12 protein-coding genes and 1 pseudogene are annotated in these 21,351 nt (G+C 47.7%); all 13 read left to right on the top strand.

What is annotated here, in order from left to right:
* Positions 1-9 precede the first annotated feature (9 nt).
* Positions 10-3,174, top strand: a complete 3,165-nt coding sequence (locus tag ACES2C_RS00645) for a glycoside hydrolase family 2 TIM barrel-domain containing protein (RefSeq protein ID WP_374165105.1) — start codon at positions 10-12, stop codon at positions 3,172-3,174.
* A gap of 851 nt (positions 3,175-4,025) precedes the next feature.
* Positions 4,026-5,654 (top strand): beta-N-acetylhexosaminidase, encoded by a 1,629-nt coding sequence (locus ACES2C_RS00640; RefSeq protein WP_374165104.1) that lies wholly within the window; start codon positions 4,026-4,028, stop codon positions 5,652-5,654.
* Positions 5,655-5,952: 298 nt separating this feature from the next.
* Positions 5,953-8,412: an alpha/beta hydrolase gene (locus ACES2C_RS00635; protein WP_374165103.1), complete on the top strand. Its 2,460-nt coding sequence runs from the start codon at positions 5,953-5,955 to the stop codon at positions 8,410-8,412.
* Between the two features lie 31 nt (positions 8,413-8,443).
* Positions 8,444-9,403: a hypothetical protein gene (locus tag ACES2C_RS00630; protein ID WP_374165102.1), complete on the top strand. Its 960-nt coding sequence runs from the start codon at positions 8,444-8,446 to the stop codon at positions 9,401-9,403.
* Entirely contained in the window at positions 9,373-9,627 is a 255-nt protein-coding gene (locus ACES2C_RS00625; RefSeq protein WP_374165101.1) for a hypothetical protein, read from the top strand. The genes ACES2C_RS00630 and ACES2C_RS00625 overlap by 31 nt, the downstream gene beginning before the upstream one ends.
* A 55-nt stretch (positions 9,628-9,682) precedes the next feature.
* A complete protein-coding gene (locus ACES2C_RS00620) occupies positions 9,683-10,672 on the top strand; it encodes a N(4)-(beta-N-acetylglucosaminyl)-L-asparaginase (RefSeq protein ID WP_374165100.1) in 990 nt (329 codons plus the stop codon).
* Positions 10,673-10,830: 158 nt separating this feature from the next.
* Positions 10,831-11,558 (top strand): annotated as a pseudogene (locus ACES2C_RS00615) (copper homeostasis protein CutC).
* Positions 11,559-11,671: 113 nt separating this feature from the next.
* Positions 11,672-12,874, top strand: coding sequence for an ROK family protein (locus tag ACES2C_RS00610; protein ID WP_374165099.1), 1,203 nt, complete (start codon positions 11,672-11,674; stop codon positions 12,872-12,874).
* Between the two features lie 22 nt (positions 12,875-12,896).
* Positions 12,897-13,421 (top strand): RNA polymerase sigma factor, encoded by a 525-nt coding sequence (locus ACES2C_RS00605; RefSeq protein ID WP_374165098.1) that lies wholly within the window; start codon positions 12,897-12,899, stop codon positions 13,419-13,421.
* A gap of 141 nt (positions 13,422-13,562) precedes the next feature.
* Positions 13,563-14,540 carry a FecR family protein gene (locus ACES2C_RS00600; RefSeq protein ID WP_374165097.1) on the top strand — a complete coding sequence of 326 codons (978 nt, stop codon included), beginning with the start codon at positions 13,563-13,565 and terminating at the stop codon, positions 14,538-14,540.
* Positions 14,541-14,551: 11 nt separating this feature from the next.
* Positions 14,552-18,112, top strand: a complete 3,561-nt coding sequence (locus tag ACES2C_RS00595) for a SusC/RagA family TonB-linked outer membrane protein (RefSeq protein WP_374165096.1) — start codon at positions 14,552-14,554, stop codon at positions 18,110-18,112.
* Between the two features lie 157 nt (positions 18,113-18,269).
* On the top strand, positions 18,270-19,730 hold the full coding sequence (locus ACES2C_RS00590; protein ID WP_374165095.1) for a SusD/RagB family nutrient-binding outer membrane lipoprotein: 1,461 nt from the start codon (positions 18,270-18,272) through the stop codon (positions 19,728-19,730).
* A 169-nt stretch (positions 19,731-19,899) separates the two neighbouring features.
* The gene (locus ACES2C_RS00585) at positions 19,900-21,336 is read left to right on the top strand and encodes an alpha-L-fucosidase (RefSeq protein WP_374165094.1); all 1,437 of its coding nucleotides are present in this window, start codon (positions 19,900-19,902) and stop codon (positions 21,334-21,336) included.
* Positions 21,337-21,351 lie beyond the last annotated feature (15 nt).

Here is a 21,351-nt window from a genome sequence, read left to right as displayed (position 1 = left end):
TTTTTCAAGGTGAATAAATATTCAAGAGCATTTGGCCTGACGATGGCCTTTTTTGCAGGAGTTGTCCTGAAAGCCCAGGAGCTGCCCACTGAACTGACTACACCGGAGATCGTGTCGGTTAACAGGATGCCTATGCGGGCCAGTGCCTATGCTTACGAAAATAGAGGATTGGCAGAGCGCAGGCAGAAGGAGAAGTCGGCTTATTTCTTGTCCTTGAACGGCGACTGGAAATTCAACTGGGTGAAAGAACCGGCGCTCCGTCCTCATGACTTTTTTAAGCGGGATTATGATGACTCAGGATGGGCTAATTTTCAGGTGCCTGCAAACTGGGAGCTTCACGGCTTCGGTACTCCCATTTATATCAACACTTCTTATGAGTTCACGGGGCACGGGAAGAAGAACGCGCAGCTGAATCCTCCTTTTGATATTCCTGAACATAACAATCCGGTGGGATCTTACCGGAAGAAGGTGCTGATCCCGAAGAACTGGGATGGCAGGCAGGTGTTCATCCATTTAGGAGCGGTCAAGTCGGCATTTTTTATATGGGTTAATGGCGAAAAAGTGGGGTACAGTGAAGATAGCAAGCTGGAAGCAGAATTCGACATCACGCAGTATGTGAAGCCCGGCGAGAATATTATTGCGCTCCAGGTCTATCGCTGGAGTGATGCGAGCTATCTGGAGTGCCAGGATATGTGGAGGATTTCAGGTATTGAGCGGGAGGTCTATCTCTATTCAAGGCCTAAACTCGACATACGTGACTTTAAGGTGATAGCGGGACTGGATCCATCTTATCGGCACGGGACCCTGGATGTAAGTGTGGAAGTAAATAATTACAAAATAGACAAAACAGGTTTTCATAGCGTGCCAGATACCTTCAGCGTGGAGCTGGAGCTGGTTGGGAAAGATGGTTTCCGCCAGGTTGTCGGTACTAACGAAAATCCTAATACTGTTTTGGGTAATTACAAGAGCGTGCTGAGTTTCAAGGGGCGTGTGGAGAATGTGCAGACCTGGTCGGCGGAAGTCCCGAATCTGTATACTTTGTATATCACGCTTAAGGATAAGAATGGAAAGGTGCTGGAGGTGATCCCTCAGCGTGCGGGCTTTCGCTCGGTAGAGATTAAGGACCGGAATTTCCTGGTGAACGGCAAAAGAGTTTTCCTGAAGGGGGTGAACCGTCATGAACATCATCCAAAGAATGGGCATGCACTGAGCCGTGAGGACATGCTGAAGGATATGGAGATGATGAAGAAGCTGAACATCAATGCAGTGCGGCAATCGCACTATCCTCCGGATCCGTACTGGCTGGAGCTGTGTGACGAATATGGTCTGTATGTGGTAGACGAGGCTAATATCGAGTCGCATGGAAGGGGTTATGAGCTACCCTATACGCTGGGGAATGACAGGAAGTGGCTGGTTCCGCATCTCGACAGGATCAGCCGGATGTATGAACGGGACAAGAATTACACTAGTATTGTGACCTGGTCGCTGGGCAATGAGGCAGGGAATGGAGTGAATTTCTATGAAGGGTATGAATGGCTCAAGAAGCATGACTGGCGGCCTGTGCAGTACGAGCGGGCAGAATGGGATTTTAACACCGACCTGATTGTGCCACAGTATCCGGCACCTTCTTCTATGATCCAGTTTGCAAAGGGCAATCCTGATCGTGTAATGATCATGAGTGAATACGCCCATATTATGGGTAACGGCCTGGGGAACTTTAAAGAGTATTGGGATGCTATACGGAATTATCCGTATTTGCAGGGAGGCTTTATATGGGAGTGGGTGGACCAGTCGATAGACACGGTAAAGAATGGAAGGCGCATCCTCGCTTATGGCGGCGATTTTCCGCTGGAGGGACCTGCAGATCCCAATTTTAGCGATAATAATTTCTGTGTAAAAGGAGTGGTGGCAGCTTATCGTCAGCTTACCCCCATGGCAATTGAAGTAAAGAAAGTGCTTCAGCCGGTGCAGTCGGTATTAAAAGATCAGTTTAAGCTCCAGGTGAAGAATGAGTACTTTTTCAGGGATCTGTCGAATGTCCTGCTCCGGTGGGAACTTCTGGAGGATGGTAAGGTAAAGAAGAGGGGGGCTTATAACCTGCTGCAAACAGGTCCTGGTGATTCTTCTTTGGTTCAGTTGCCTCTTGGCTCTTTTCCTGACGGCGAGAAAGAGTATCACCTGAATGTTCGTTATGTGCTGAAGCAGCCCGAACCTTTTCTTCCTGCGGGGCACGAGATCGCTTATGAACAGTTTCCGCTTTCTTCTCCTGCAACAAAAAGAATCCTTACCTCGTCTGGTGCTAAGCTTGCTGTTGCTCAGAAGGGGAGTCTGCTGGACGTGGCAGGCAAGAGGTTTTCGCTGCAGATGGATATGGAGAAAGCGTTGATGGGAACTTATAGGGTAAATGGAACGGTGGTGCTGCATCAGGGTCCGGTTCCCGACTTCTGGAGGGCGCCTAATGACAATGACATTGGCGCAGGCCTGAACAAGTCGATGCGCCCCTGGCGTAATGCTTACTCCGAGGGCAGGACGATTGAAGCCTCATGGAAGCAAAGACCCGAGGGGACAATAGAGGTGCTCTTCAAAAGAAGTATTCTTAATGGGGATGCTGTTTGTGAGCAAAATTTTTTAATTTATGCGGATGGTACTATTTCGGTGGATAACCGACTACGGGTACTAAAGGGCAATTATCCCTTATTGATGCGTGCAGGCACTAACATGGAGATGGCCAGGCAGCTTAGCGGGATAAAATGGTACGGACGGGGTCCCTGGGAAAACTATTGGGACAGGAAGTCGGGCTCTCTTGTTGGTTTGTATTCGCAGCAGCTAAGCGAGCAGTATTTCCCTTACGCGCGGCCTCAGGAGAGTGGTAATAAGACCGACGTGCGATGGGTGCAGTTTGAGAATAAGAAGGGCGCGGGCCTGAGGCTGATGGTGAAGGATAGTTTACTTAACTTTTCTGCTTTGCCTTACAGCCTGGATGACCTTGACCCGGGACCGGATAAGAAGCAGTATCACTCAGGAGAGCTTAAGGAAGGAGACCGCATCTATCTGCATGTGGATCTGCAGCAAACGGGCCTCGGGGGAATAGACAGCTGGGGTGCATGGCCGCTGAAGGAGTATATGATCCCTTACCGCGACCAGCGCTTTGGATTTGTAATGAAACCGATTTGAGTTGCAGGTTGCGGGTGGGTTGTAGGTTGTAGGTTGTGAGTTGTAGATGCAGGTTCTGGGGATGTGTTGCGGGTTGTAGGTGCAGGTTCTAGGTTGTATGTTGCGAGTTGTGCTTCGAGTTATGTGTTGCGAGGTGTGTGTTGTAGATGCGGGTTCTGGGGGATGTGTTGCGGGTTATGCGTTGTAGGTTGTGTGTGTTGGGGATTTAGTAGCGAGAATTAAGCATCAAGTAGTTGCGTGTTGGAGGTGTTGTGTGGTAGGCTTGGTAGCAAGAACTTAGTATCAAGTACTAAGTGGTGGCGTGTTGCAGGTTGTGAGTTGTAGGTGGTGGAGATTTAAGGTTGCACGGTATTGCCTGGTAATATGGAGGGTATTGCTTGCAGCAGCTTTTCGTGTTGTGCTCATTGTGCCAGATTGTAAGAGTCAGATCGATTTGGGGACAGGATGGAGGTTGTGAGGCTGGGCTGTTTATAGTAGCGAGCGATGTGCGGCAAGTCTTAAGGAGAAGTAAAATGCAGTAATGCTGAGGTGTTTGTAAATGAATATTCGTTGGGGTATTAAGGCAGTTGTAGGAATGGAACAAGTGGGGGAGTAGCCTGTTTATCAGGTAACGCGATGTACTATAGTCTGGAGGTGGAAGTGGCTGTCGGCAATGAAGGTTAAAGTAAGCGGCTGAGGCAAAATGCGACTGCTAAACGCTAACTGCTAAAAGCCAACTGCCAAAGCTAACAGCCGACTGCTGACAGCAGACTGCTAATAGCTAAAAGCCAACCGCCAAAGCTAACAGCCGACAGCTAACAGCTAACAGCTAGTCGCCAACTGCCAAAAGCTCACATATATAGCTAATGATTATGAAAAGAACGACGTTTTTATTGATCTTACTGATGTTCGTCTGCCAGGTGTTTGCGCAGGTAAATATCATCCCCAAGCCGGTTAAGATGGTGATGGCGGACGCAGGACAAAGTCTGGATTTAAGCGCTGCTTCCCGGATTGTTGTGACGGACACACGACTGCAGAACTCTGCCGATTTTTTAAATGATTATCTGGTCCAGTACTACGGCTTTATGCTCAAAAGCGGCGAGACCAGGGGTGCGTCGGTAGTCCGGCTTTCCCTTAATAGCAGCGGGGATAGGACTGAGGGGGCTTACACTTTAAGTGTTGGCAAGCAGGGCGTCTCCATACAGGGTAGGGACGCAGTAGGGGTGTTTTATGGCGTTCAAAGCCTTATTCAACTGCTGCCTCCTGTTAAGTCTGCTTCTTTGAAGGTTCCGTTCGTAACAGTGACTGATGCTCCGCGCTTTGCTTACCGGGGAATGCACCTTGACGTGGGCCGGCATTTCTTTCCGGTTTCGTTCCTGAAAAAGTACATCGACTACCTGGCTCTTCACAAGATGAATTACTTCCACTGGCATCTGACAGAAGATCAGGGCTGGCGGATTGAAATTAAGAAGTATCCCAAACTGACACAGGTAGGGGGCTATCGCACTGGCACAATCATCGGTCACTTCCCCGGAACGGGTAATGATAATAAGCGCTACGGCGGCTTCTATACGCAGGAAGAGGTGAAGGATGTGGTGAACTATGCTGCTAAGCGTTATATTACTGTGGTTCCGGAGATTGAAATGCCGGGACATTCTTCTGCTGCTATTGCCGCGTATCCTGAACTTAGCTGCTTCCCTCAGGAGTCAACTAAGTTTCCTGAAAAGACGGTGTGGGCAGGAGATACGACGGGCAAGCAGGTGCAGCAGACCTGGGGCGTTTTTGAAGATGTATTTGCTCCTACCGAGAAGACCTTTGCCTTCCTGCAAGATGTAATTGATGAGGTGGTAACACTCTTTCCTTCTAAGTATATTCACATAGGTGGAGATGAATCGCCGAAGGAAAACTGGAAGCGTTCTGCATTCTGTCAGCAGCTGATCAAAGAAAAGGGACTTAAAGACGAGCACGAGCTTCAAAGTTATTTCATCCAGCGGATGGAGAAGTATATCAATAAGAAAGGGCGTACCATTATTGGATGGGATGAGATACTTGAAGGAGGACTGGCGCCGAATGCAATCGTGATGAGCTGGAGAGGAGAGGCTGGTGGTATTGCAGCCGCAAAGCAACGGCATAAGGTGATTATGACGCCGGGAAGCCATGTGTACTTTGATCACTCGCAGGTAAAGCCTGATGATTCCCTGACTATCGGCGGTTATACTACCGTGAGAAAGGTGTACTCGTACGAGCCCGTTCCAAAAGAACTTTCTGCTTCTGAGGCTAAATATGTACTTGGCGCGCAGGCTAATGTGTGGACCGAGTATATGAAGAATCCGCTGAAGGTGGAATATCAGATATTCCCCAGAATGAGCGCGCTCAGTGAGGTGCTTTGGAGTCCGAAGAATTCCAGGGACTGGGCTGACTTTGAGCCTCGTCTCCGTGAGCAGATCAGGCGCTACGACCTGTGGAAAGTACACTACGGGCCTGTAGTGAAGGAGATGTAAGAATGTGTTGTGGGTAGGAAGTTTTAAGTTTTAAGTAGTAAGTAGTAAGTGGTAAGTTGTAGGTATTAAGTAGTAAGTAGTAGGTATTAAGTAGTAAGTAGTAAGTAGTAAGTAGTAAGTAGTAGGTATTAAGTTTTAAGTATTAAGTTTTAAGTAGTAAGTGGTAGGTCGTAAGTAATATGTGAAAGAAGGAGAAAGCTAATTGCCAACCGCTAACTGCTAATCGCCAATAGCTAACTGCCAACAGCTAACTGCCAACTGCCAATCGCCAACAGCTAATTGCTTTCTATAAAAAGATATGAATGTGTTATTTCAAAAGGGCAGCCGCTTACTCGCGCTGCTCGGGTTCTTTGGTCTGACGACTGCCAATGCGCAGTCTGTTTATCAGTTTAAAGAGGGGTTGATCTTAAGTAAGGTTCATCGTTACGGAAGAGAGGCGCTATATAGCGATCCCCTTGCGTGGCAGATGTATAACGGGACTCTGCGGACTCCAACTGCAGGTGCTGTCTTTGGGAAGGATCTTAAAGGGGGCGATCTGAAGTGGGAGAAGGCGACGACGGATTCGTCAGGCAAGTTTGGCGGCGGTGGCTACTGGGGTTCCGGATACCTGTATTTGTCGTATTCATCTGCGGAGGCAAGGACTGCCCTGCTGAACATCCAGGGTAATAACGCTGTGTATGTGAACGGCCGGCTTCATTTTGGGGACCCCTATGAGTCTGGCTGGATGTATATTCCCGTACAGCTGAAGCAGGGTTTGAACGAGTTTTATGTGAGAGGGCAATATTCTTCAGCACGGCTGATATTCCCAGAAAAGCCTGTTGCTCTTAGTACAGAAGATCCTACCGTTCCGAATATCATCGCAGGGGCTGACAACAGTAACCTTAAAGCTGCTGTTGTTGTGATCAATGCCGGGAATGAAGATCTGAAGGATCTGGTACTGCGCAGTACCATTGCAGGCAAAGAAGTTTCGACCAAGCTGCCAGCTGTGCCTGCGCTATCGACCCGAAAGGTGATGTTTTCTTTCGATGCCTCAGGGGTGACAGACTCCGGAAAGGTAAATTGCGAGCTTGATCTTATGCTTAAAGGCGCGTCTGTTGATAGCGGTAAACTCGAACTGGCGTGCGTGAACAGTACTGATAAATACATGAACACGTTCGTGAGCGAGATAGATGGCAGTCTTCAGTATTTTGCCGTGACACCTCAGGTGGGAGGGCCCGTTAAGGGGGCATCTCTTTTCTTTTCTGTTCACGGAGCTGGTGTGGAAGCGATAGGACAGGCTAAAGCCTATGAAGCGAAAGATTGGGGGACGCTTGTAGCTCCTACTAATCGTCGTCCCCGCGGCTTTAACTGGGAAGACTGGGGCAGACTTGACGCACTGGAGGTCCTCGGTATTGCAAAGGAAAAGTTCAGTCCTGACCCCGATCATATTTATCTGACCGGCCATTCAATGGGAGGGCACGGCACCTGGTTCCTTGGAGCCACTTATGCGGGTAACTGGGCTTCGATTGCGCCCTGTGCTGGTTATCCTACTTTAAAGGGCTACGGTTCCGCTGATGGTCTTATTCCTGAGACGGGTGCTTCAGCTGCAGAGAAAATGCTGTTGAGAGCGAGTAATCAAAGTGATGTCCCTGCTTTAGCTACAAATTACAAGCCTTTTGGTGTGTACATCAATCACGGCGATGCCGATCCTGTAGTGTCCGTGGATTATGCAAGGCAGATGAAGAAGCTTCTCGCTGATTTTCATCCTGATTTTAGCTATTACGAGTACCCCGGCGGTAGCCACTGGTACGGAAGCGAAAGTGTGGACTGGAAGCCTTTGTTTGACTTCTTTAAGTGGCATAAGCGCCTCGCCGATACGGCTGTGAATGTTATCGACTTTAAAACGTCTAGTCCAGGTATTTCATCTGCTTACCGTTGGGCTTCTGTTATACAGCAAGAGCGTCCTTATGAATACAGCAGGATGATATTGAAAAGAGACAGAGCCGGAGGTGTGATCAGCGGTACAACAAGCAATATTAAGACAATAAAATTTGGCCTGAAGGATTTTGGTGCGGGGAAAAAAGTGACGGTTCTGCTGGACTCCCTTAATGCTATTACTTATACTACAAAGGGAGCAGCGGACAGCCTGGTTCTGGTTAAGTCAGGGCGAGCATGGGTGATTTCGTCAATGCCTTCACTTAATCAGAAGGGGCCGCACCGTTATGGATCCTTTAAGGAGCCTTTTAATAAGCGAATGGTCTTTGTTTACGGAACCCAGGGGACCGCAGAGGAAAATGAGTGGAGTCTGGCGAAGGCAAAGTACGACGCGGAGGCCTGGTACTACCGTGGGAATGGAGCAGTAGACGTTATTGCAGATAAGGACTATTCGGAAGGACGTTATGAGGGACGCAATGTGATTATTTACGGAAACGCGTCCACAAACAGTGCTTACACCCGACTGCTAATCAATTGTCCTATTCAGGTGTACAAGAACCGTGTGAAGGCAGGCGACCGGGAATGGAAAGGCGATGATCTCGGAGCGTACTTTATCTGGCCAATGAAAAAAAGTGCCGGAAATTCGGTTGCTGTCGTTGCCGGCAGCGGTATGAAGGGAATGAGGGCCGCAGAAGCAAACCAGTATTTCGCAGGCGCAAGCGGCTTTCCTGATTTTATGATCTTCAGCCTGGATATGCTTATTTCGGGCGGAAAAGGCGTTAAAGCTGCCGGCTTCTACGACAACGAATGGAAGATCGGTTCAGACGCCGTCTTTGTTAATTAATCGGATGATGAGTTTTGGGAAGAGTAATTAGATGAGAAATTTATTGTTTGTTTTACTTGTTGCCGGCTGTTCGTGTCTTGCGTTTGCAAAGGACGGGGCGAACAATGGGCGTTCAGAGAATGGAAGCGGGCGGCTGACGAAAAAGGAGGCAGAGGCAGAGAGTCAGCGCTTATGGCAGGCATGTCTCAGGGATTTGTCTGCTGGACTAAAAAACGAGTGGGATGCAAAAGAGATACGGACAGGTTCTAAAGTGCTGAGGCTTAAGGCTAAGGTGTCGGGCGGGAAGCCTGTCGATGGCCGGAGTCTGTATATATCAATGCATGGAGGCGGGAACGCTACCAAGGAGCTGAATGACCAGCAGTGGAACAATCAGATCAGGCTGTACAGTCCGAAGGAGGGGGTGTATGTCGCTCCGCGTGCGCCCACCAATACGTGGAACCTTTGGCATGAAGCCCACATCGATACCTTATTTGACCGATTGATAGAAGCTGCTGTTGCACTTGAGGGAGTGAATCCTAATAAAGTGTACCTAATGGGATATTCTGCAGGAGGAGATGGCGTGTATCAGCTTGCGCCGAGAATGGCAGATCGCTGGGCTGCTGCTGCTATGATGGCCGGGCATCCGAATGAAGCTTCTCCTCTGAATCTGAGGAACATCGGGTTCGCTATCCATATGGGAGCGCTTGACTCGGCTTACAACAGGAATGAGATTGCCCGCAAATGGGGACTTGTACTGGACAGCTTAAGAAAGGCGGATCCGCAAGGATATCAGCATGTGGTACAGTTACACGAGGGCCGCGGTCACTGGATGAATCGGGAAGATTCTGTAGCTGTGCCCTGGATGGCGTCTTTCAGAAGAAATCCTTTGCCCGACAGGGTGGTCTGGAAACAGGATGATGTAAATCACTATAGCTTTTACTGGCTGGCAGTGCCGGCGGAAAGTGCAAAAACAGGGGGGAAGTGGTGGTCTCAAGAACCGGAAACGTACTGAACGTTGAAAAGAATTACAGCGACACACTTATAATACGTCTGAATGATAAGATGATGGATCTGGATAAGCCTGTGACTGTAAGGTATTTGGGAAGGGAGATCTATAAGGGCAAGGTGCAACGACTACGGCAGGTTATTGAAAGGACCATTCAAGAAAGAAAGGATCGGGATCTGATATTTTCATCAGAACTCGTAATTGTTAAAGGCAGAGTTATTAAGTCATAATTGTTAAAGGCAGAGTTATTAAGTCATGAAGTACGACCGGCGAAGATTTTTAGGGATGTCAGTGCTAGGGCTCCCGCTTTTATCGGGCTTTGATCTGTCAGGGGTTTCCCGGTCAGGACGGATGGTGCCCGGTGGGCCTATAGTAATATCGACATGGGATTTCGGTGTTGAAGCGAATGCTGCAGCATGGAAAGTATTAAAGGCAGGCGGACGTGCGTTAGATGCAGTGGAGCAGGGCGTCTGGGTGCCAGAGGCTGATCCGACGAATCAAACAATCGGCTTGGGAGGTTTTCCCGACAGAGACGGTAAGGTCACTCTTGATGCCTGTATTATGGACGAAAACGGGAACTGTGGCAGCGTTGCGGCACTGGAACACATCGTCCATCCGATATCGGTTGCGCGCCGTGTAATGGAGAGGACTCCTCATGTGATGCTGGTAGGCGAGGGTGCGCTTCAGTTTGCTCTTGAGCAGGGATTTAAGAAGGAGAACCTGTTGACGCCTGCGTCTGAGAAAGCCTGGAAAGAGTGGTTGAAGACTTCGCAATATAAGCCGGTAATTAATATTGAAAACAAGTCGTTTGCACCGAAGAAGCTTCCGGGCAATCAGTATAACCACGATACGATAGGAATGCTTGCTATGGATGGCAAAGGAAACTTGTCGGGAGCCTGCACTACCAGTGGTATGGCCTTTAAGCTGCACGGGCGGGTGGGAGACTCTCCCATCATAGGGGCAGGTCTTTACATTGATAACGAGGTTGGAGGGGCTACTTCTACCGGGGTGGGTGAAGAAGTGATCCGTAATGTGGGGAGCTTTCTGGTAGTAGAGCTGATGCGTCAGGGCTACAGTCCGGAAGATGCCTGTAAGGAGGTTGTGATGAGAATCGTCAAGAAGAAACCCGAAACTGCAAAGGAAATTCAGGTCGGCTTTTTAGCCTTGAACAAGAAGGGCGAGTACGGTGCCTACGCTATTCAGCAGGGCTTTAGTTATGCAGTATGTAACGACGCAGATCAGAGGCTTGTTGTGAAAGGGAAAAGTTATTATTAGGATTGTGAGATACGAGTAGTGAGAGATGAGTAGTGAGGCGTGAGACATGAGTAGTGAGAGACGAATTCGAAGGAGTAGCCTTTAAAAGGAATTAAGCTGATTGCTGAAAGCAAATTACTGATAGCCAGGAGCTGACAGCCATTAGCCAATAGCCAATTATGAAATATACACTGGAAATATGTGCAAATTCAATCGAATCGGCTCTCGCTGCCCAAAAGGGAGGAGCTGATCGCATTGAATTATGTGATAACATGGAAGAGGGAGGCACTACTCCTTCTTATGGAATGATTAAAACCTGCAAAAGGCATTTAACCATTCCCGTTTTCCCGATTATTCGTCCGCGTGGGGGTGATTTTGTCTATTCCGATGCTGAGTTTGAAGTGATGAAAGCCGACATTGAGATGGCCAAAAGCCTAAATTGTGAAGGAGTGGTACTGGGAGTGCTTCACCGTGACGGAACTATTGATAAGAGCAGGTGCGCCGAACTGATCGCTTTGGCCAGACCCATGCAGGTTACTTTTCACCGGGCTTTTGATTGTTGCAGCGATCTATTTGCTGCACTGGAAGATATTATTGATCTTGGATGTGAACGGGTGCTGACTTCGGGGGGCAGCCCACAGCACTTGAAGGGGCAGAGGTGATAGCTCAGCTGATAAATAAATCGCGAAAACGTATTCGCATCATGGCAGGCTCCGGTGTTACAGATCTTAACCTGGCCCCTCTGTTAAAAAAAACTTGTGTGGCAGAGGTTCATTCTACAGCGAAAGTTCGTCTTTTGGCTGATTTTGTTAAGAATAATTCAAAAGTTCAGACAGATATATATCAGACATCTATTGAAAAGGTTCAATCGCTTGTGAAAATTTTAAAAGAACCTGTCAAAGGATGAAATATTTGACCGATTAGTCTTCTTTATTACTTATAAAAGTCAAAAATACTTTTATAAAAAATTAAAAAGTAGTTGACAGTTCGTAAAATTAGAGTTAAGTTTACTTTAATTATATGAGCAACTACTTGAAGAATCAGCAATTAAAAGGAGATATACTGCGAAATGTATATTACAAGGATTGCGTGTCTTTGACGGACCTCAGCAAACTAACCAACAAAAGTCTGCCCGTTGTGACGGGCGCAGTAAGCGAGCTTATCTCAGAAGGTTTCCTGGTAGAACATGGTCTGGCTCCTTCTACAGGAGGAAGAAGGCCCGCTACATTTCTTTTTAACCGCGAGAACCCCCGATACATTGTGGCCGTCGCCATGGATCAACTGATGACGCGACTGGCCATTTATAATCTTCACAAGGAGTGCGTTTACCCAACTCAGGAGTTGCGGCTTAATCCTTTTGAAGATAATGAGGGGCTCACTGAGCTGATTGCATTTATTAATCACCATGTTCAGGCATGCGGCCTCGCCCGCGAGCAGATTCTTGGAGTGGGCATCGGCATGCCAGGATTTGTGAATTCAGAAAAGGGTATTAACGAGTCTTTTTTCTACACGGAGCGGGTAACGCTGCGGGAATACCTCAGTGAGAACGTATCGCTTCCGGTGTTTATAGAAAACGACTCCAGTCTGATTGCGCTTGCAGAGCTAAAATTTGGGGCAGGTGCTGGAAGCAAAGAGCTTCTGGTGGTAAACATTGGCTGGGGAACAGGGCTCGGAATGATTATCAACGGCCAACTGTTTAAGGGGTACAGTGGCTACGCAGGAGAGTTCAGCCACATTCCCCTGTCGCAAAGCAATAACCTTTGCTCCTGCGGAAAGCGAGGCTGCCTGGAAGTGGAAACGTCTCTGCTTGCGATGGTGGAGAAAGCGAAAGCGGCCCTTCGGGATGGAGCTGAGTCGGTGCTGGAACGCTCTTTCGACGATGAAAGCAAACTGGCAGGAGACCATTTTCTTGATGCTGCACGTAAAGGTGATCCCCTGGCACTTTCCATTCTCGCTGAGTCCTCTTTTCTGCTAGGGAAAGGGATTTCCACCTTAATACACATTATGAACCCCGAGCGGATAGTTCTGAGCGGAAGGGGAGCAGTTGCGGGAAAGATGTTCATGCCGGGGATTCAGCAGGCGATCAATCAGTTTTGCATCCACAAGATCGCCGAGCAGACCACGATAGTAGTTTCCGAATTATGTCATGAAGCAGAGTTGGCAGGAGCTGCCAATCTGGTAGTAGATAGCTGCGAGTTTCAAATAAAGCAGGTTTTGGTTTAGGTACATCCTCATTTAACGGTTTATGAAATTAGTAAACGAAGAGTCTTTGCTGGTTGCTCTAAAGGCCGGAAGCGCATCAGCCTTCGATCAAATCTATGCCGCCTACAGCAAAATGTTGTACATCTACTTGTACAACCGGCTGGATGATGAAACTGTGTGCAGCGATATTCTGCAAGACGTTTTCGTGTCACTCTGGGAGAAAAGAGAGACCCTTGAAATTGATACTTCCCTTAAGTCGTACTTATATCAATCTGTGAAGTATAAGCTGATCGATCAATACCGGAAAAATGACAAGTATCAGAAGTATTTGAATGAGCTGGCGTACGATAAGCAGTTTTCTTTGCCTGCAGAAACCAAGCTGGATGACAAAAAGAGATTGGGTGTAGCCATGCAAAAGATAGAGGCGTTTCCATGTCGGATGAAAGAGATCTTCATGTTAAGCAGGTTTGAGCACTTGTCGGTAAATCATATAGCTGAGAGGCTGTCGATCTCCCCGCAAACCGTGAAGAATCAATTAACCAAAGCTCTTCATATTCTCAGGAGTTAGAATGCGAGGATATCTCTGATAAGCGTTCCTCTGATCATTGCGCTTTTGCAGAAGCTGGGCGGAGATTGATCGTATCAAAAAAAATATAAAAAGTATAGTACCTCGATTGTATTTGAGCGACTTCCTCTTAAAGTTAAGGCGTTGGATACTAATCGGATTAAGCAACTGTTGCGGAAATACCAGGAAGGAACTTGTTCTGAAGAAGAGCTGTCGCTTATAAACGCATGGCTTAACGAAGAACAAGATGATGATATTCCTTTGCCGCCGGGAGAGATAGATAAGAGACTGGCCGAGGTGAAGGCTCAAATTGATGCAAGGATTGGTGGCGGCGGGCGGAAGTTCAAGCCTTTTTGGCCTATAGCTGCGATATTTCTGCTTTTCGGTGCATCAGTCGCGTTCTTTGTTTTCAAATCGCGTCCGATAAATGACAACGGTGTAAAAGTCGTACAGGTAGAACGAAAGAATGGCTGGGTAAGCGTAAAGACACCGCGAGCGATGAGGTACACACTAAGATTGCCTGATGGAAGTCGGGTTGTATTAAATGCATCGAGCAGTCTTCGTTATCCCGCTTTATTTACAACGACATCGAGGCCAGTGCACCTTGATGAGGGGGAAGCCTACTTCTCTGTAGCTCATGATAAAGAAAGGCCGTTCACCGTGTACACGCCCCGTTTTACAACCACGGCGCTCGGAACGGCTTTTAATGTAAGGGCTTATGCCCGCGAACACAGAGTATCTGTAGCGCTGCTCCGGGGGAAGGTGAGAGTAGTGGATCTGAAGGAAGGCAAATCTCAAAAGCCGCGGATCTTGCTGCCCCATGACCAGCTCGTAGCGGATGTGGTTACCGGCAAAGTAACAAACAAAGTTTTTCGGGATGAAATAGCAGTGGCGGGATGGAGCAAGGGATACCTTTCTTTTGATAACGCCTCGGCAGACGAAGTGATCACTGCGATTGAAAATCGGTTCGATGTAGTAATAATAAACAAAAGCAGGTCTAAAGACTGGAGGTATACGGGGACATTTAAAGAAGAGACTTTAACAGAAATACTAGAAACTATCTGCCTGACAGAGGGGGTGAATTACCAAATGCTAACAAAAGATTCCATTCAATTCAACTAAAATTTATGTGTATGAAAATCAATTTACTCACAAAGCGATGTGGAGCTAAAGTGATGCTGATGCTTTCACTTTGGACCTACACAGATTCTGCTTCTGCAAAAGACCCGTCTGTTAAGGGGGCAGATTCGATGAAGGTCAGCATGGACGTAACAGATTCTCCTGTAGAGAATGTGCTGGCATCGATAGGAACGAAGACCAAAATGAAGATCCATTATGATCGATCGGTCGTCAGTAATAGAAATAAGGTGTCGTTAAGTCTGAAAGACGCCTCTGTAAACAACGTCCTCGACGAGATCACCGATCAAACAGGACTACAGTTTGCGGTCGTCAACGACAAGGTCATTGTTGAAGCGGCTGCCGCCCGGGCAGTCATAAAGGGAACGGTAAAAGATTCTAAAGGTCAGCCCCTGCCTGGTGTTAGCGTTCTGATTAAGGGTACGACCAAGGGTACTTCTACCAACGCTCAGGGTGCGTTCACTATTTCGGCTAATCCCAATGATGTTTTGGTTTTCTCTTTCGTTGGTTTCCAGAGAAGGGAAGTAGCAGTTGGAAGTCAAACGACATTAAATATTGTGCTTCAGGAGGATGCGGCTGCTTTGAAGGAGGTGGTGGTGACGTCATTGGGTATTAAGCGGCAGTCGAAGGCGCTTGGATATGCGGTTAGTACGGTTTCGGCAAAAGAGCTTACCCAGGCAGGGAGCACAAACTTTGCTTCGGCAATGTACGGTAAGGCTGCCGGTGTGAAGATTCAAAGCGCTCCCGGTGGAGCGAGCAGTGCTGTTAGTGTTCAGATAAGAGGTGTCAACTCGCTGAATTACGATCAGCAACCACTTTATGTTGTCGATGGTGTGATGATCAGGAACGATAATCAGAACGGTGCTGCTGGTGCTAATAACAACAATTACTGGGGCGACCAGCGCATCAGAGGAAACGGGATTCTGGATATCAATCCAAACGATATAGAAAGTCTGACTGTATTAAAAGGTGCGAGTGCAACGGCTCTTTACGGTTCAGATGCAGGCAGCGGTGTAATTGTTATCACTACCAAGAAGGGATCCAAAGAAAGAGGGTTGGGCGTCGACTTTAATTATACTGGTCTGGTTGAGAATGTAGCGTTCCTCCCGAAGTATCAGAATATTTATGGTCCGGGCTATGATAAGGCAACCAATTACTCGGCTACCGGAAATGCAGAAGGTTGGTATCATGACGGTGATAAGAACGTAAATGGCGGTTTGAGACCCTATTTTCGCGCATATGGACAGTTTGGTCCCAAGATGGAGGGTCAGCAGGTAACCTGGTGGGATGGATCTATCCGCTCTTATTCTCCCCAGCCTGATAATTACAAGCAGGTGTATGAAACAGGGACTTCCTCCAATCTAAATGTGGCCCTGTCAAACCAGACCGATAAAGTCAACTATCGGTTTTCAGCAACGCGGCTTGATTACAATGGTACTCAGCCGGGCAATAAGCTCGAAAAAAACACCTTTAACCTCAATAGTACAGTAAAGTTAAGCGACAAGGTTAGTACAGACATCGTCGTCTCTTATATCAACACGATCACTAAAAACCGCCCTTATCTTTTAGGTCAGGTATTAGGCAGTTACGCTGGCTTCTTTAGCCGGGCAGAAGATATGTCAGTGATGAAGGAGAAGTATCAGACATCTAAAGGCTACAAATACGTCACGTATGATCACCCGGAGCGTTCGGACGAGTACATCCGTTACAATATCAGAGCGACTAACTTGCTTGACTTCTTCTGGCAGCAAAAACGCAATCAGTACAAAGAAACTGAAAACCGTTTGCTTACCAGTGCAACCCTTAACTGGGAGATTGCAAACCATCTGAGGTTCAGAGGACGTGCCGGAAGCGATTTTACCGGGATTCGGTCTACCAATCAGCAGTACAATGATCTGCCGGTAATATTTAATGCAAATGGAGGTAGTACCGGTGGCTTTACCATGACTTCCGGAAATTATGGCATTGCTTATGGGGATGCATTGGTCACTTACAATAATAAATTGGCGAGCGACCTGGAGTTTTCTCTTAGTGGCGGTGTTCAGGGCAGGCGCGAGAAATACCAGGACATGTCTTCCTCAACTCAGCAGGGCCTGGTTACAGAAAATTGGTTCAGCTTGACGAACAGCTATGCGCCTCTCTCGACGACCGGTACGAGGAAGGAAATGTTGAAGTATGCCTACCTCGGTATTTTAAATCTGTCTTACAAGAACTATCTGTTCCTTGAAGGAACTGCGAGACAAGAATACACCTCTACTCTCGCACCTGATTACCATAGCTACTTTTATCCGTCGGTCAATTCCGGCTTCGTGTTTTCTGACGCGTTTGCTATGCCGTCTTTCCTGTCTTACGGTAAGATTAGGGCTTCATACGGCGTGGTTGGTAATGCTCCTCCTATGTACGAAGGGAACGTACTCTACACCCAGAATTCTCTACAGACGGTGAACGGCTCAGTGCCGGCTCTCACCTACAAAAGCAGCTATGGAAACCTTCTTTTGGAACCCGAAAAGAAGTATGAAACGGAGTTTGGCCTGGAGACGCGCTTCTGGAACAACCGCCTCGGTTTGGATTTGAGTTATTATACTAACCATGTTAATAACCAGATTCTCGGCTACGAAACGGCTCCGTCGGTGGGAGGAACAAAGCAGATTATAAACGTAGGAAAGATTGGCAGCAAAGGATTTGAAGCTGCGCTTAACGCCACCCCTATAGCCGGTGCTTTCCGTTGGGACGCACGGTTGAATATCGGGTTCAACACATCCAAGGTGTATTCTCTTGCAACCGGGATACCTCATCTGACCTTCTATAGTGAAGACGAGAAGGGTGTCCTCGTAACTGCCGAGCCCGGCCAGAAACTTGGTAATATTTACGCATATTCGATCGCGAAAGATAAAGAGGGTAACAATCTAATTTCTGACGATGGTTATTACATAATAAATACTAACGAATATGTGAAGGCAGGGAACATCATGCCAAAAGCAATTGGCGGTTTTTCTAATACATTTACTTATAAAGGCATTTCTTTAGACGTATTAATGGACTATCGCTTTGGTGGCCAGATGGTTTCACTGCCGACAAAATATGCGATAGGAGCCGGAATGTTTGAGAACACTCTTCAATACCGCGACGCTGCACACGGAGGGGTGCCGTATACTTTCAGAGGCCAAACCTATGATAGCGGTGTTGTTTTACCAGGGGTAAATGAAAAGACGGGTCTCCCTAACACAGTCGTACTTGACGCCGCTGACTACTATCTTACTACCTTTACCTGGGGTAAGAATGCCTGGAACGATAAGGGCGCAGTGTTCGATAACAGCTTTATCAAAGTGAGAGAAGTAGCCCTTGGTTACAATCTTCCCTCTAAAGTATATTCAAAGATAGGCTTTCAGGGGATGAGAGTTTCGTTAATTGGAAGGAACCTCTTTTACGTTTGGAAAACGCTTGAGAATTTTGATCCCGAAGCTGCGGTCGGAAATAAATGGTGGTCACAAGGGATAGATTTAGGTTCTACAGCGGCGTCCAGGACATTTGGTTTTTCAATTAATGCAAGATTTTAAGTAGTATTCAGATCAATCACATGAAAAAGAAAATATTTATCGGAGCTGTCATGCTGTTTACAGCAACCTTATTCAGTTCCTGCGAAAAAAGCTCGAAGAGCTATACAATGATCCGGAGCAAACGACCCGGTCGAGTATACCCGGGTTCTTTACCTCCATGCTAAACAATGACCGGGTGCGTCCATCTTACTGGAACGTTCGTACTTTCCTGCTCGGCCAGCCGGCAGTTTACGCGCAAACCGCTACATTTTCTAATGGCACGGAGTCCTACAAGGAGTCATCTAATTACACCCAGGAGTACTGGACAGACTTCTATTCGCCGGGAGGCAACGGGGGAGGGGTTTTAGGACTTTACCGTGCTATGGAGCGAGCCTATGGCGAGCTCCCTGAGGCAGAGAAACAGGCTCAGGATATCTTCATGCAGGCCGGAAAAGTGGTGCTGATTGATGAAGCTTCTAAAATGGTGGACATGTGGGGCGATATCCCTTTTTCGAAGGCAGGCTCGCTGCCTACTTCAAGTACCATCGTCAATGCGCCATTTGACGATCAGGTCAGTTTATACAAGGGATTTATTGCCGACTTGGACAAGCTCAATACTTTCTTCGCAACTGCTGCAACTACTGATGCGTTTAAAAAGTATGACATCCTGCTCAGCGGAAACGTAAGCAAATGGCAAAGGTATGTCAATTCGCTTCGGTTGCGCTTGTTGATGCGCACGTCTAATGTCGATGAAAATACAGCACGTACAGAAATCCTTAAAATGCTGGCTAGCCCCGCAACCTATCCGCTGGTCGACGGTGATAATAACGGATCTTATAATCCTGCTACATCTGACATTTTGTTGCGGCCTCTCACAACTAATACCGCTACGTTGAACAATGCATATACTGAGGGACTCGGCTACTATGCTCCTGATTACATGCTCAATAAAGTCATGCTGCCAACTAACGATCCCAGGATCCCTGTATTGTTTGATAAGTATTTTTATACGGAAGGCGGGAAAAAAATCTATAACACCGAATTTAAGGCAATGCCTGTCACCCTTACTGAGGCACAGCAGGGTGCGGCCACGGGCCGCTATTCTGTGGTCGACTCTACCACCTTCCTCACGAATGCTGCTCTCCCTGGCATCGTGATTACCGCGTCGGAAGTTAACTTTATCAAAGCTGAAGCCTATCTTCGCTGGGGTAGCGAGGCTGACGCACGAGTTGCATACGAGACTGCGGTAAGGCAATCGATCACGTTTTACTTCTATCTTCATACTATTAATACATCCGCTGCAGTAATTGAGCCGACACCATCGGCCGCCGCTGTCAATACGTTCATTGCCGCTCCCGGCGTGGCCCTCAGCGGTACCACTACAGATAAATTGAAGATGATCATCACCCAGAAATGGTTACATTTCGGTTCGCTTCAGTCCGTACAGGCCTGGTCCGAATACCGGAGAACGAACTATCCTGCGCTTACCTTCCCTTCCGAAGGAAAGCAGACTGGCTATACTACTCCTCCGACCAGACTTTTATACCCTAGCTCCGAGGTTAATGGCAACTCCGATAATTATGAGGCTGTCAAAGCTAAAGACACCCGGACTACGAAGATATTCTGGGACGTAAACTAAAGATTCTACATAACAAAGAAGGCTGTTTTCTGACTGCCTTCTTTGTTATTTAATTGCAGAGGAATAGGGCTCCCCCTTTACTGCATTAGCGATTGTAATAATATTTATATTCTCACTATTTTCTTGCTAAATCGTTTAACTTAGCGATGGCATTGCAATACTTTAATGTATGAAGAAATGGTATGTTATAGCTCTGTTTTTCTTCGTTTTTTGCCTGGGTGCGAGATCTCAGCAGAACGTCCACCCTCAGTCTTCCACCTACGAATGGCCTTCAGACCCTGCCGTCAAACAAAAGCTCGACAAGTGGCAGGACCAGAAGTTCGGCATGATCATTCACTGGGGGGTGTACGCAGTGCCAGGCATGATTGAGTCCTGGGCACTTTGTTCTGAGGACTGGATCGAAAGGGACAGTACGCAGTCGTACGATGACTTTAAAAAGTGGTACTGGGGATTAAGCCAGAAATTCAATCCTGTGAAGTTTAACCCCGAGCAATGGGCGAAGGCTGGTAAAGATGCCGGCATGAAGTACCTGGTATTTACCACCAAGCACCATGATGGCTTCTGTATGTTTGATACCAGGCAAACGGATTTTAGCATTGCTAAAGGGCCTTTTAAAGGGAACCCCCGGGCCGATGTCGCAAAGTACGTGTTCGACGCCTTCCGCAAACAGGACTTCATGATAGGTGCTTATTTTTCTAAGCCGGACTGGCATTCAGAGTACTACTGGTGGCCCAAGTACGCCACACCCGACCGCAACAATAACTACGATATCCGTAAACACCCCTGGCGCTGGAATAAATTTAAGGATTACACCTTTAATCAGATTAGCGAACTGATGCACGGCTATGGCTCCATTGACATCCTCTGGCTCGATGGGGGATGGGTAAGGCCTTTGGAGACTGTGAATGAGGAAGTGAAATCATGGGGGGCCGCAATCCCAGCCTGGAGCCAGGACATCGACATGCCTAAAATTGCTCACATGGCGCGTGAAGCTCAGCCTGGATTATTGATAGTCGACCGTACTGTACATGGTCCCTATGAGAACTACCAGACCCCGGAGCAGAAGATTCCCGAAAAGCAGCTGGATCATCCCTGGGAAAGCTGTATGACGTTGGGCAATGCCTGGGGATTTGTTCCTGACGATCAGTATAAGTCGGCCGCAAAGGTGATTCATTCGTTGGTTGAGGTGGTGGCAAAAGGAGGCAGTCTTCTTCTCGGTGTAGGTCCTGCTGCTGATGGCACGCTCCCTCAGGAAGCCGTTGACCGTCTCGAGGAGATCGGCCGCTGGACGGCTAAGAATGGCAGTGCTCTGTATAATACCCGCACTACCGGCAAATACAGGGATGGAAATACCTGGTTTACAAGGAGTAAAGATGCAAAGACGAAGTACGCGATCTTTTGTCCTGAAGAAGGAGCCGCTGTGCCCGGGACGGTTGAGTGGACGGGTAACGTTCCGGCCAAAGGCTCAAAAATGACGCTTCTCCAGACCGGAGCTTCCGTGCGTTGGTCTGTCAGGGGATCAAAAGTGTCCGTAGAGCTTCCATCTGCCTTAATTAAAAAAACTAAGTCAGTTCCTGCACTTGCCTTCGCTTATAAAGGAGGGTGAAAGGCGGCCTAAATT

Origin of the sequence: Arcticibacter sp. MXS-1 (assembly GCF_041902385.1) — a bacterium.
GTDB lineage: Bacteria > Bacteroidota > Bacteroidia > Sphingobacteriales > Sphingobacteriaceae > Arcticibacter.
Note: the sequence above shows the minus strand (reverse complement) of the source record. Positions and strands in the feature narration are given on the sequence as shown.